Source organism: Thermodesulfobacteriota bacterium (assembly GCA_034189135.1).
In the GTDB taxonomy this organism is placed as follows: Bacteria; Desulfobacterota; Desulfobacteria; order Desulfobacterales; family JAUWMJ01; genus JAUWMJ01.
On sequence record JAXHVO010000094.1, the window covers coordinates 1 to 14,167 of the forward strand.

The window sequence follows — 14,167 nt, forward strand, 5'->3', positions numbered from 1 at the left end:
AGGTAGCCAAGATTTGATTTACTACTGGCTGCCATCATTTTGAACGGTAGTAATTTAATGAACGAACATAACCAACCGGCTGGCTCGTAAAACCATGACTTTTCGTTCAGGCACTATCTAGATTAAAACTCAAAGTTTGCACCTTCCAGCTATCGTAGAGCATGAATTCTTAAAGAGTTGATTCCTGTCTTGACAAATCCCGGCAGATTTTCGTAGGATAAACTCTTTTTTCGGAGGAATCATTTATTTTAATTTCTGAGTTCACTAATATACTAAAGTTTTACACCCTTTATTTACAGGGGTATCTGAATCCTTAACGGGTTGATTCACATCTGGTTTTATATCTTATGTGTGCAGTCAAGGCATCTATTTCTGCAAAACAGGGGCGTGAAACATAAGTACTATTTAACAAGGGAGCTTTAAAATGAAAGAGGTCGTGATTGTTTCTGCATGTCGAACGGCTATAGGCGCATTCGGCGGAAGTTTGAGGGACAGCAATGCTGCTGTTTTAGCCCAAATTACCATGAGAGAGGCGGTGAAAAGAGCCGGCATAGATGCTGAAATTATAGATGACATACGATACGGCTGTTGCATGGAACCGGTGGACGCCCTTAACGTCACCCGCGTGGGGGCACTTCTTGCCGGTTTTCCGGACACCATTCCAGCGGTAACAATTAACCGTGTTTGCATATCCTCAATGGAGGCGGTCATCTCCGGCATGGCGATGATCCAGGCAGGTATGGCAGATGTGATCCTTGCAGGTGGTGTGGAGCACATGTCCGGAGCACCCTACACCGTTCCTGGCGCAAGATGGGGCTGCCGGCTCCAGGATAGCGTATTTGTCGATTCCATGATCCACGCCCTTCACTGCGGATCACACATTATCCCTCACCCTGAAGACGGACCGGTAGACGCGGACGACCCCCCTTTAAGTTTTTTCAAGGGAAAGCCCTACATTATGGGACATACTGCTGAATTTATCGCCCAGCACATGGATATCTCCAGAGAAGAGATGGATGAAGTTGCCTTAAGGAGTCAGAACAGTGCGGAAAGGGCAACAAACGACGGTTCCTTCAGAGATGAAATAGTACCCATGGAAATCCCGGTAAAAAAGAAAGACCCCATCGTGTTTGACAAAGACGAACATTTCAGGCCGGGTTTAACCATGGCACAGCTTGCCAAGCTTCCGCCGGCCTTTCTGCCCAAAATCGGCAAGGTGACTGCAGGAAATTCCAGCGGTATCAATGACGGATCTGCGGGCATGGTAATCATGTCTGCGGAAAAGGCGAAATCTCTGGGAATTCATCCGCTGGCCAGAATAAAGGCGGTGGGAAGGGGTGCGTGCCATCCTTCAGTTATGGGGCTTTCTCCTGTGCCTGCGGTAAAGGATCTTTTTACCAGGAGCCGTTTAAAAATGGAAGATTTTGAACTCATAGAGCTCAATGAGGCCTTTGCTGCTCAATACATCGGCTGCGAAAGGGATCTCAACCTAAACAGAGAGATCACCAATGTAAACGGGTCCGGAATCGGTCTGGGCCATCCTGTGGGTGCAACAGGCGCCAGGATTATGGTGACTCTAATACATGCCATGAAAAAAAGAGGTAAAACTCTCGGTCTTGCCACCCTTTGCGGCGGCGGGGGTGTATCGATGGCTTGTGCATTAGAGATTGTATAAAAGTATGGGTGATACATTCATAAGATCGAATTTTTAAACAATCCAAATTAACAAAAAGAGGTGTAAGATGATCGTAGGAATCTTAAAAGAAATCAAGGCTGAAGAAAACCGTGTCTCCATGACACCGGCAGGAGCGGAAGTGATAAAACAAAATGGGCATACGGTTTTGGTGGAAAAAACAGCAGGTATGGGAAGTGGTTATGAAGACAACGCATACCTCCAAATCGGAGCGGAGCTAATCGATACGCCGGAAGACATTTATAAGCGTGCCGATATGGTGATGCATGTTAAAGAACCCCTGCCTCCGGAGTATGATCTTATCAGAGAAAATCAGATCGTTTTTACCTATCTTCATCTGGCAGCAGCGGAAGAACTGACCCATGCGCTAATTAAGAGTAAAAGCGTCAATATTGCCTATGAAACCATACAGAAAGAAGACGGGTCCCTACCCCTGCTCACCCCCATGAGCGAAGTGGCCGGTCGTATGGCAATCCAGCAGGGAGCAAAGTACCTTGAAATGGCACATGGCGGGAGAGGCCTTCTCTTGGGCGGTGTTCCCGGAGTCAATCCAGGGACGGTATTGGTGATCGGCGGTGGAGTGGTCGGAACCAATGCCGCCAAGATGGCCTGCGGCATAGGTGCCAAGGTTTACATCCTCGACTTCAACCTTGACCGGTTGCGCTATCTTAGCGATATCATGCCGGCCAACTGTTTTCCTTTAATGTCAAGTCCGGCTACTATCCGAAAACTGGTTAAAGAATCCGACGTTGTGGTAGGTGCTGTCCTTATTCCAGGGGCAAAAGCGCCGAGACTGATCACCAAAGAAATGCTGAAAACCATGAAAAAGGGGGCTGTAGTCGTGGATGTGGCTATAGATCAGGGGGGATGCTTTGAAACATCAAAGGCAACCACGCACTCGGATCCGATCTATACGGTAGACGGCATTATTCACTATTGCGTTGCCAATATGCCGGGGGCGGTACCCAAAACATCCACCAATGCGCTGACAAATGCCACATTACCCTATGCCGTTGAAATAGCAAACAAGGGCTGGAAAAAAGCGATACAGGAAAATGCGGAGATCAAACCCGGCGTAAATGTTGCCATGGGTAAAGTGGTTTACCAAGGGGTTGCGGATGCATTTGGCCTTAAGTGTACTCCTGTTGATGATTTGTTATAGACGCTAGGCCATATCATATTGACATGTTGTTATTTCTTTCAGCCGGCATGTTGTTTCTATACTTCAACATTATGTCACCAGTGACGTGTTCCGGGTTGTAAGCTGTTCGTGGGGAATAATTCTTTTTAATACCACTAACACGAAATTCCCCACCGGCAACATGGACACAGCCATTGTCTTTGGAGGTATTTTTTTTTGGAATCTCCCATTGTTTGGGCAGAAGTTGATCTGAATGCCATCGATCATAATGTACGTGAGCTAAGGCGTATGACCAACCCTTCCGCTCGCCTGATGGTTGCCGTAAAAGCGAATGCATACGGACATGGCATTATTGAAGTGGCCAGGCAGGTACTGAAAAATGGGGCAGATGCGCTTGGGGTGGCAAGAGTTGGCGAGGGAATTCGGATTAGAGAGGCCGGCATAGATGCCCCTGTTCTGGTTTTTGGATACTCGCCGCCATCTGAAGCAGCCAGGTTATATGAGTTTGACCTGATCCAGACCGTCTATTCCTATGAAACAGCTCGGGCACTTTCCGACACGTCCTCTTCTCAGGATATTAGAAACAAGATTCATCTTAAAGTGGATACCGGCATGGGAAGACTAGGACTCCTGCCGGACAGCCGTCGCGCCGCTCCTGCTGACAGCGCGGTTGAAGAGGTTAAATCCATCGCTGGGCTTTCCGGTCTTAAACTGGAAGGAATATTTACTCACTTTGCCACCGCCGACTGGTCCGACAAGTCATATGCTGAACAACAGTTTCAGATTTTTGTAAAATTTTTAGACCAGCTTCACCAGGAAGGAATAAAATTCAGTGTAAGACATGCAGCCAACAGCGGTGCGATTATAGACATGCCGCAAACCCATCTTGACATGGTGAGGGCGGGCATCTCCATTTATGGTCTCTATCCGTCTGATGAGATAGATAAAAACCGAATAAAACTTCTGCCCGCCATGTCTTTAAAAGCAAAGATTATTCACCTGAAGAAAGTACCTGCCGGCTTTATGGTCAGCTACGGCATTACCCATGAAACCAAAAAACCGACCACCATTGCCACCATACCCATCGGTTATGGGGACGGATTCAGCCGTCTGATGTCATCTAACGGTCATATGCTTGTACACGGGCAAAGGGCCCCCATTATTGGCCGCGTGTGCATGGACCTTACCATGATTGATGTCGGACATATCCCGGAAGTTGAAATCGAAGATGAGGCGGTTGTTTTCGGCCGACAGGGGAACGCATTTATTTCAGCCGATGAGATTGCAAGTTTTACTGACACCATCAACTATGAGGTGGTCACCCGGATATCGAATCGTGTACCAAGGATGTATTTGAATCGTTAACCAGACAATGGATCGGGGAGTTTCTCATAAATGGCCTTTTTTGTAAACCATTTGAGCTTTAATGATTGTTAGTGGTTCGTCCGGAGAAGCGCCCATTTGCCCGTATCAGCCTTAACAAATAAGACCAGCACTCTGTACACGCCCCCTATCTTCTCAGTTAAATCCATACAGGCAGAGACGATCAACGCTGCCGTGGGGTTCTGTTCTATGGGGCTGGTTCAAATCGAATCTCAGCGAGATAGCTGCCGTACGCCAGTTTCTCGAAATGATTGTTAAGGCTGATACGGGCAAATGGGCGCTTCTCCGGACGAACTGAGTAGAGATTGAAATAGTCCCCGACCCCTCAACCAGTTAAGATGATATTTTTTTTATGATTGCAGAAAATCCTTCACTCTTATTGTGATATCTTCTGTCTGATCCGGTTCTTTCCACACAATCTCAGAATCTGCATTGAACCAGGTCATTTGGCGCTTCGCATATCTTCTTGTGTCTCTCTTCAGCGTCCTTAAAGCCTCGTCCCACGAAAGACGTCCTTTGAGAAAGTCTGCCATATGTCTGTAGCCGATGGACTGCATGGATTTGAGGTTTTCCGCATAGCCCCTGTTGAGAAGATCCTTGACCTCATCCACAAGCCCTTTTTCTATCATTGCATCGACTCTTTGGTTTATTCGATCATAAAGTGCCTTTCTTTCCGTTTTCAAGCCGATTTTAATCACCCGGTATCGTTTATCCGTAAAACCGTGATCTTGCTGGTGCTTTGAAATCGTTTTCCCGGTTGCTTCAACCATTTCAAGTGCCCTTACTATTCTGTATGTGTCATTGGGATGAATTCTATCCGACGCATCCGGATCGCATGCGGCCAACCTGTTATGGAGGAAGGCGGTTCCGAATATGGCAGCCTCTTGGTTTAATCTTTTGCGTATGTTCAGGTCCACAGTTCGGGCATCGAAAAGGCCATGGGTGAGAGCCTTTATATATAGCCCGGTACCTCCGACAACCAGCGGGGCAATACCACGGGTATGTAGTTCTGCTATCTTTTCATGGGCTCTGTGGGTGAATTTTGCCGCATCAAAATTTTCATCCGGATCAACGATATCTATTATATGATGACGAACCTGACTTTGTTCCTCCGGAGTTGGTTTAGCGGTACCGATATCCATATAATTGTAGATTTGCATTGAATCTGCGCTGACTATTTCACCGTTCACCTCCCGGGCAATTTTAATCGCAACAGATGTCTTACCGATTCCCGTGGGACCACATATAATAATCACTTCTGGTTTTATCTCGGTTGAATTCATTTTTTTGGTCTTTTCGTTTCCTGGTAATCTTTTTCACCTGCCTTTTCTCAACACAAAGGCGTTAAAAAGACAAAGAAAAAATAAAAGATCTCCATATTAAAAGAATTTTATTCGATGGACCCACCTAAATCAAAATGATAAATGGGGGATTGAAGAAAAGTTACAATTATGATTTCGGTTAATTAAAGCCCAATTGATCCATCGCAAAGCCGATGCTTATTCAAAAAAAATTCACTATAACTTTAAGTTTTATTGACAAGTTATAAATCGGCATATATTAGAATTCATTTTAATCTTAATTTCAAAACAGCCCAAAGTTTTCCAGCGAACCTCAGATCATGGTTCGAGAAAGCCTAAGGAATTCATAACCCCTTTTCCCGATCGGGTCAAAGACAAGATTTTTTCTTGGCTCATGCCTGTGCGAGATTGATGGTTTGGCTGATAAAATAATTATGTCATATTCATAAGATTAAAGTGAACCATTGGTGTTTGATCTAATTTAACAAAGGAAATTAATTAAGATGGCAAAAAAAGTAACAGGATCGGTAATGGTTGTAGGCGGAGGTATTGCCGGTATGCAGTCGGCACTTGATTTAGCCAATTCCGGGTATTATGTTCACCTGGTAGAAGAATCTCCGTCCATTGGCGGGGTAATGGCTCAGCTTGACAAGACATTTCCCACCAATGACTGTGCCATGTGAATTATCTCGCCAATACTGGTCGAGGTCGGCCGGCATTTAAACATCGAACTTCATACCTGTTCAAGTATAGAAAAGATCGAAGGTGAAAAGGGCAATTTTCAAATCACCCTTACCAAAGCACCGCGTTTTGTGGATTCGGATAAATGCACCGCTTGCGGTGATTGTACGGAAGTCTGTCCGGTGGAACTGTCCAGCGAATATGACGAGGGTTTGGGCGACAGAAAGGCTATTTATAAAAAATATGCCCAGGCCATTCCCGGTGGATTTGCCGTACAGAAGACGGATAAGGCTCCCTGCCGTTTGGCCTGCCCTGCGGGTTTGAATGTTCAGGGGTATGTCCAGATGGTGGGACAGGGGAAATATAAACAGGCGCTTGAAATTATAATGAATGACCTGCCGCTGCCGGGGGTACTTGGCAGAATTTGTCCCCATGGCTGCGAAGACGCCTGCCGCAGGTGTGAGGTGGATGAACCGGTTGCCATCCGCGACCTCAAACGATTGGCTGCGGATCAATTTGATCCTCGGGACATAGAAGTCAAATGCCTGCCGACCAGAAAAGAAAAGGTGGCCATTATTGGGTCCGGTCCTGCCGGGCTTTCCGCGGCCTATCAGCTGGCGCGAAAAGGAATTTTATCCACTATTTTTGAAGCATTGCCCGAAGCAGGGGGAATGCTTAGGGTCGGTATTCCTGCACACCGACTGCCGAGAGAAGTGCTGGATAAAGACATTGAAGTGGTGACCAATCTGGGTGTAGAACTCAAGACCAATACCCCCCTTGGTGCGGAACTGACGGTGGAAGATCTTTTCAGTCAGGGGTATGAGGCGGTGTACCTGGCCATCGGAGCTCACAAGGGAATCGAGCTTGGAGTGCCGGGTGAAAAGGCAGCCGGTGTTCGACAGGGAGTTGATTTTTTAAGAGAGGTCAACCTTTCCGGTAAAGCCGATGTGGGAGAAAGGGTCGGCATCATCGGAGGAGGTAACGTGGCCATTGATGTGGCCCGTTGCTCGGTTCGGCTGGGGGCAAAAGAGGTCAGTATTATTTATCGCCGGTCCCGTGCGGAGATGCCTGCCTGGGAGGAAGAGATTCTGGCCGCAGAAGACGAAGGGGTCAAGCTCACCTATCTTTCTGCCCCGCAGGAGGTGCTGGTCGAAGATGGCAAGGTGGTGGGTCTGCGATGTGTTCGCATGGAACTGACCGAGCCCGATTCATCAGGACGAAGGAAACCGGTTCCCATACCGGGAAGCGAATATGATATTAAGATTGACCAGCTCATACCGGCTATTGGCCAGAGGCCGGACCTTTCGGCCATAGAAGATATAACCGACTTGGAGTTTTCCAGGTGGGGAACGACCGAGGTGAACACCATCACCTATGCCACGGGCCGTAAGGGTGTTTTTGCCGGTGGGGACGTACAAACAGGTCCATGGGTGGCCATTGGAGCGATTGCAGCCGGCAAGGAGGCAGCGGAATCTATTGTCCGTTATATAGACGGCCGGGATATGGTTGCAGGCCGTGAGCCGATCACCAAAGATGACCCGGTTTATCGACCGATTCCAAAGGATGAACTACCTGCAGCCAGGGCAAAGATGCCTGAACTGGGGCTAAAACAGCGCAAAGGCAACTTTAAAGAGGTTGAGCTGGGATACACTGAGGCGGAGGGACAGGCTGAGGCAGGACGCTGTCTAAACTGCGGCTATTGCTGTGAGTGTTTTCAATGTGTGGAGGCATGCAAAGCCGAAGCGGTGACCATTGAGACCCATGCCGAAAAGGAAAAAAACGTATCCATCGATGTCGGCAGTGTGATATTGGCACCCGGATTCAAATCCTTTGATCCGTCAGATATTGATACCTATAACTACGCCAACTATCCCAATGTGATCACCTCCATCGAGTTTGAGCGGATTCTTTCCGCCACCGGACCCTTCCAGGGACATCTGGTCCGACCGTCTGACCGAAAGGAGCCTAAAAAGATCGCCTGGTTTCAATGCATCGGTTCCAGAGACTTAAACCGGTGTGACCATTCCTACTGTTCATCGGTTTGCTGTATGTATGCCATTAAAGAGGCGGTTATTGCCAAAGAGCATGCCGGCAACGGCCTGGACTGTGCCATATTTTTCATGGACATGCGTACCCCTGGTAAGGATTTTGAGAGATTTTATGAGTCAGCCAGAGACCAGCACGGTGTCCGCTTTATCAGAAGCCGTGTACATACCATAGATCCGGCCGGCGAAGATGACCTTACTGTTCGTTATCTGACTGAAAACGGAGAACTTCAATCCGAGAACTTCAGCCTGATCGTTTTATCAGTCGGCTTGCAGACTCCACCTGAACTGATTGAACTTTCAAACAAGCTGGGTATTGAACTGACTGATGGCAACTTTTGCAAGACAGATTCCTTTGAACCGGTGACGACCTCAAAGGAAGGAATTTATGTCTGCGGAGCCTTTCAGGGGCCTAAAGATATTCCTCAGGCCGTGGTTGATGCCAGTGCAGCTGCATCCGCTGCCGGTGAAATACTCAGTGATGCGCGAAATACCACCACCAAAACTGCCGAAATCATTCCCGAAACAGACATTACCGGCCAGCGGCCAAAAATCGGCGTTTTTGTCTGCAAATGTGGTATTAATATCGCCGGCGTGGTTGATGTGCCGGCGGTCACTGAATACGCAGCCTCACTTCCCTATGTGGAGTATGTGACCAATAACCTCTTTACCTGTTCCCAGGATACGCAGGATTCCATGGCCCAGATTATCAAGGAGAAAGGATTGAACCGGGTGGTGGTGGCCGCATGTACACCCAAAACCCATGAGCCACTGTTTCAGGAAACCCTTATTAATGCCGGTTTAAACAAGTACCTGTTTGAAATGTGCAACATACGTAATCAGGATTCATGGGTGCATAAAGATAATCCAGATCTTGCCACTGAAAAAGCAAAGGATCTTGTCCGCATGTCTATCTCCAAGGTTGCCCTTATGGAACCCCTTGAGGAGGCCGAACTTGCGGTAAATCAAACCGCCATGGTTTTAGGAGGCGGCATATCAGGAATGGCTTCAGCCAGAAGCCTCGCCAGACAAGGGTACGAAACCCATATCATTGAAAAAAGCTCAAGTCTTGGCGGACAGGCTTTAAACCTTTATCACACCTATGATGGTGGAGACATACAGGAAAAACTTGCAAAGCTGGTGGATGAAATCACAAAGGATAAAAAGATTCATGTTCATCTAAATACAACTATTACTGAAGTTGATGGCTTTGTCGGCAATTTTAAATCGACTCTTTCCAATAATGGTGATGGTGAGGTTTTAGAACACGGCATAGCGGTACTTGCCACCGGTGCCAAACAATTAGAGCCTGACGAGTACAGTTACGGGCAAGATCCCAGGATCTTATCAAGTCTTGAGCTTGACAGAAAATTTATCGAAAATGACCCTGTAATCGATTCACTGAATACAGCAGTATTTATTCAATGTGTGGGATCCAGAGAACCTGACAGACCATACTGCAGCCGGGTTTGTTGCACCCATTCCATTGAAAATGCCCTTGAACTTAAAAAGCGAAACCCGGACATGAGCATCTTTATCCTTTACCGGGATATAAGAACATACGGTGAGCGTGAATACCTGTATAAAGAGGCAAGGGAAAAAGGAATTATCTTTATCCGGTACTCCCTGGAAAACAAACCCAAGGTAAAGGTGGCTAAAGATTTTATTAAAGTTACCGTTTTGGATCATATTTTGGACCGGACAATAGAAATCAGCGCAGACATGGTAACACTGGCTTCGGCCATTATCCCCAACCGGGATGAAAAACTTGCTAATTTTTTCAAGGTACCGTTAAACGATGATGGATTTTTTATTGAAAGGCATGCCAAGCTAGGGCCTTCTGATTTTGCCACCGATGGTATCTTCCTGTGCGGCATGGCACATTATCCAAAACCCATTGATGAATCCATCGCCCAGGGTAGAGCGGCCGCATCCCGTGCAGTAACTCTTTTAGCCCAGGAAAAAGTATATACCAGTGGCATAGTGGCTAAAACGGAGCCGCCCATTTGTAGTTCTTGCGGTGTCTGTATTTCCATATGTCCATACTCAGCACCTTCTTTTACCGAAGAAGGCCCATTTTCCGGCAAAGCCGAGATCAATCCGATTTTATGCAAAGGCTGCGGACTTTGCGTGGCATCCTGCCGGTCAGGAGCCATTCATCTTAAAGGCTTTGATAACGACCAGATTTTTGCTCAGATATATGCAATGAATGAAGCGATATAACCGGTTACGGGTTACGTGTTGCGAGTTGTAAGTAAAAATGTAAAACATATTGCGTGCGGCTGCAAATTGGGTTTGCACAAACTTGGTTTGTAAGCGTTTTTCGTTTTGCCAGAGGTTTGCACTATTATTTCTGCCGGGTTGGCAGATATAATAATCTGTGTCTCTCTGTGTAAATCTGTGGATAAAAAAACAAATTATAATCGATGAAAGCTTAAAGGAGAAATTTAAATGTCCGATTGGGAACCTAAGATTGTCGCATTTTTATGCAACTGGTGCAGTTACGCTGCTGCAGATCTCGCCGGTGTGGGCAGAATGCAATATCCACCGAATATCAGGGTCATCCGCATTCCCTGTACGGGAAGCATGAATCCCAAGTTTGCCCTGGCTGCCCTGCGAGAAGGTGCGGACGGAGTCTGGGTATCCGGGTGACATCCCGGAGAATGCCATTACCTGGAAGGTAATTACTACGCGCGACGAAAATTTGCACTTTTTCAAAACCTTATGGAACATATGGGAGTTGAACCGGGCCGTATTCAGTTTTCATGGGTCTCTTCCGCTGAATCGACCAAATTTGTGCAGGTGGTAAACGAGGTCATCGAAGCGGTGAGGGTCCTTGGACCGAACAATCATTTTATAACCAAAGAGGCTAAGGCAGCTTAACATGTTAAATTATATTGATAAAATAAGGGAAATATCAAAAGGGCTCTTGGAAAACCAAACAGTCGATATAATCATCGGTTTTAAAAAAGGAACCATGCCGATGATGAATGAACCCTGTGTGATAAAAAGTCCGAAAGATGTGGACGAGCTCGTATGGGACAGCAACTGCGGAATCAATCTGGCAAACTACTTAACCGACAGAAAGGAAAAAATAGGTATTATTGCCAAAGGGTGTGACAGCCGAAATATCGTTACCCATATCATTGAGAACAAGATAAAAAGAGAGCAGCTTGTGATCATAGGTGTACCTTGCAGGGGAATGATTGACAAAAACAAAATAACCTCCATGTTTGAGGGGGAAATCAAACAGGTCACCGAGCAGAACGGAAATGTCATCGTAAAGGGTAGTGGCTTTGAAGAAAGCTTGAAAAAGAATGATGTGCTTCAACAAAACTGCTCGCTTTGTATTCATAGAAACCCGGTTATTTATGATGAACTTGTTGCAGATCTGGTTGAAGAACAAAAGGACTTGGATCGATACGAGGATGTGCGAAAAATAGAAGCTTTGTCTCCTAAAGAAAAATGGAATTATTTTAACGATCTTCTTTCAGCCTGTATCCGGTGCTATGCATGCCGAAATGCGTGCCCGCTATGCTACTGCCCCACCTGCTTCGTGGACGAGTCACGGCCTCAGTGGGTGGGCAAAAGCGACGATTCAATAGACACACGGACCTTTCATTTTTTAAGGGCATACCATTGTGCCGGCAGATGCACGGACTGTGGTGCCTGTGAACGTGCATGTCCGGTGGGGATAAACATGCGAATGTTCACCAGAAAGCTTGAAAAGGATTGTTTTGAGCAGTATGGATGGGAAGCGGGTATGTCTCTTGATGAACGACCGCCACTGGATACATTCAGACCTGAAGATCCCAATGATTTTATAAAATAGTAAACCAAATGAAAACCAAAACCAATGAATTGAAGGCAAAAGTATGAAAGTCATAAAAATTGACAAAAAAGATTGGACCGCTGGACTTGAAAAGTCAAAAAGTGCTTACCGTCTGATTGCTCCTGTTAAACAGAAGACTAAACCATTTGCCGAATTTAAAGAACTTGATAAAGGCCAGAAGCCGGATTTAACCACTTTAAACACGGTAATTTCACCTAAATCCATTGCGTTTCCCCAGTCTGAAGTTATGTTTGAATATAACACCGACGAAAAGAGTGAAGATTGTAACCTTTTGAAAAGGCCGGCGAAAGACTATTCTCCGTGTGCGGTCATTGGTATTCGACCTTATGATGCAGCAGCCTTTCTTCTGGTTCAAAAGAACTTTGACACACCGGATTATAGAGACCCTTATTGGTGTGACGCTTATGAAGCCTGTACATTTGTCGGCCTGGCAATAAACGATCCCGATCATTCAGACTTTAGTACCAGTACAAAATCAGGCCCCTTTGACGAAAGCGGTTTGGATGTGCTTTTGGTTGACATGACAGATCACTTCCTGGCAAAAGTGATTACGGAAAAAGGAGATGACTACCTAAAAGCAGCCGGTTGGACGGAAAAGGCGGATACTGATGCGGCGATCAAACAAATTAATGAAGTGAAAAATAAAGCGGAAGCTAAAATCTCATCAAAGATTGCCTTTGACCAGATTGAAAAAAAATCGATCATGGAGCTTTATGAAGCCGATTTTTGGGAGGATGTGGCCTTTGCCTGCATCAACTGCGGTACATGCACATATCTTTGTCCAACCTGCTGGTGTTTTGACATCCAGGATGAAAATCATGGCAAATCAGGAAAACGGTTTAAAAACTGGGACAGTTGCATGTATCCATTATTTACTCACCACAGCTCCGGACACAATCCAAGAGGTACCAAACTTGCGCGTGTCCGACAGCGATTTATGCATAAGCTAAAATATTTCTTGGACAAGTATGAAGACGGAATTATGTGTGTCGGCTGTGGTCGGTGTGTCCGTTTTTGCCCAGTAAATATTGATATTCGCAAAGTTTGTGAATTGATGAATTCCTGAAGAGCCGTTTTCAACTTTTTAGGAATATATCAAAATTAAGACCCAAAGAGACCTTTGGAAAACATAAGTTTGGCAAAGGTATAGATTAAAAAAACGGAGGGAAGCCTTGCAAAATCCATATTTACCCTATCCTGTTCGCATTGATGATATTAAGATCGCAACCGAGGATAAGAGTCTTAAAACCTTTAAGTTTATTTTTACAGACCCTGAAGACGAAAATAAATTTTCCTATAATGCCGGGCAATTTGCTGAACTTTCTGTTGCCGGAATGGGTGAAATACCCATAGGGATCGCATCCTCACCAGTGGAAAAGGGATTTGTCATGTTTACTGTGTTTAAAACCGGAAAGGTGACATCGTATCTCCATTCCATGAAAATTGGTGACATCATGGGCATACGCGGTCCACTGGGAAACTGGTATCCCTGGGATGCCTTGGCGGGAAAAAATGTGGTTATTATCGGCGGGGGCTTTGCATTTACAACGCTTCGCTCATCGATTGTTTACATGCTTCATCCTGATAACCGTAAGAAATTTAATGATATTCATGTGATATACGGTGCCCGAACTCCCGGCATGCTTCTTTACCAAGATGAACTTGCTGACTGGGAAGCACGAGACGACATTCACATGCATATTACTGTTGACGGGACCGATGATCCTAAATGGAAATATAATATCGGGTTTGTACCGACTATTACCGAACAAAAGGCACCCCAAGGTGATACAAATACATACGCTATCGTCTGCGGGCCTCCGATTATGATTAAATTTACTTTGCCTGTTCTGGAAAAACTTGGTTATGCACACGACCACATCATCATGTCACTGGAAAATCGGATGAAATGCGGTATTGGTATGTGTGGCAGATGTAATATTGGAAAAGAACTTGTATGCAAGGATGGTCCTGTTTTTACTCTGGACGAATTGAACCAAACGCCAGGGGAATATTAGATCAATTTTTTATGTTTTTAATATTGACAATGCAAAACCAGTATTATAAAAG

General features: G+C 45.8%; 9 protein-coding genes. 8 read left to right on the top strand and 1 reads right to left on the bottom strand.

The features are described from left to right. Window positions 1–424: 424 nt before the first annotated feature. The 3 genes from SWH54_14145 to alr all read left to right on the top strand — a co-directional run bounded on the left by SWH54_14145 (window position 425) and on the right by alr (window position 4,199). Entirely contained in the window at window positions 425–1,675 is a 1,251-nt protein-coding gene (locus SWH54_14145; protein MDY6792398.1) for an acetyl-CoA C-acyltransferase, read from the top strand. 67 nt (window positions 1,676–1,742) lie between these two features. Further along, the gene (gene ald, locus SWH54_14150; protein ID MDY6792399.1) at window positions 1,743–2,855 is read left to right on the top strand and encodes an alanine dehydrogenase; all 1,113 of its coding nucleotides are present in this window, start codon (window positions 1,743–1,745) and stop codon (window positions 2,853–2,855) included. 195 nt (window positions 2,856–3,050) lie between these two features. Continuing rightward, on the top strand, window positions 3,051–4,199 hold the full coding sequence (alr, locus tag SWH54_14155) for an alanine racemase (protein MDY6792400.1): 1,149 nt from the start codon (window positions 3,051–3,053) through the stop codon (window positions 4,197–4,199). Between the two features lie 368 nt (window positions 4,200–4,567). On the opposite strand, the gene miaA is transcribed toward alr, so the two are convergent. Continuing rightward, a complete protein-coding gene (gene miaA, locus SWH54_14160) occupies window positions 4,568–5,500 on the bottom strand; it encodes a tRNA (adenosine(37)-N6)-dimethylallyltransferase MiaA (GenBank protein ID MDY6792401.1) in 933 nt (310 codons plus the stop codon). 521 nt (window positions 5,501–6,021) lie between these two features. Here miaA and SWH54_14165 point away from each other — a divergent pair. The 5 genes from SWH54_14165 to SWH54_14185 all read left to right on the top strand — a co-directional run bounded on the left by SWH54_14165 (window position 6,022) and on the right by SWH54_14185 (window position 14,115). Next, complete coding sequence (locus SWH54_14165) at window positions 6,022–10,467, top strand: FAD-dependent oxidoreductase (protein ID MDY6792402.1); 4,446 nt, start codon at window positions 6,022–6,024, stop codon at window positions 10,465–10,467. Window positions 10,468–10,695: 228 nt separating this feature from the next. Further along, window positions 10,696–11,127, top strand: coding sequence for a hydrogenase iron-sulfur subunit (locus SWH54_14170; GenBank protein MDY6792403.1), 432 nt, complete (start codon window positions 10,696–10,698; stop codon window positions 11,125–11,127). Between the two features lies 1 nt (window position 11,128). Next, entirely contained in the window at window positions 11,129–12,076 is a 948-nt protein-coding gene (locus SWH54_14175; protein ID MDY6792404.1) for a 4Fe-4S dicluster domain-containing protein, read from the top strand. A 43-nt stretch (window positions 12,077–12,119) separates the two neighbouring features. Further along, the gene (locus SWH54_14180) at window positions 12,120–13,163 is read left to right on the top strand and encodes a 4Fe-4S dicluster domain-containing protein (GenBank protein MDY6792405.1); all 1,044 of its coding nucleotides are present in this window, start codon (window positions 12,120–12,122) and stop codon (window positions 13,161–13,163) included. 106 nt (window positions 13,164–13,269) lie between these two features. Further along, window positions 13,270–14,115, top strand: a complete 846-nt coding sequence (locus SWH54_14185) for an FAD/NAD(P)-binding protein (GenBank protein MDY6792406.1) — start codon at window positions 13,270–13,272, stop codon at window positions 14,113–14,115. The last annotated feature ends 52 nt before the right edge of the window (window positions 14,116–14,167 follow it).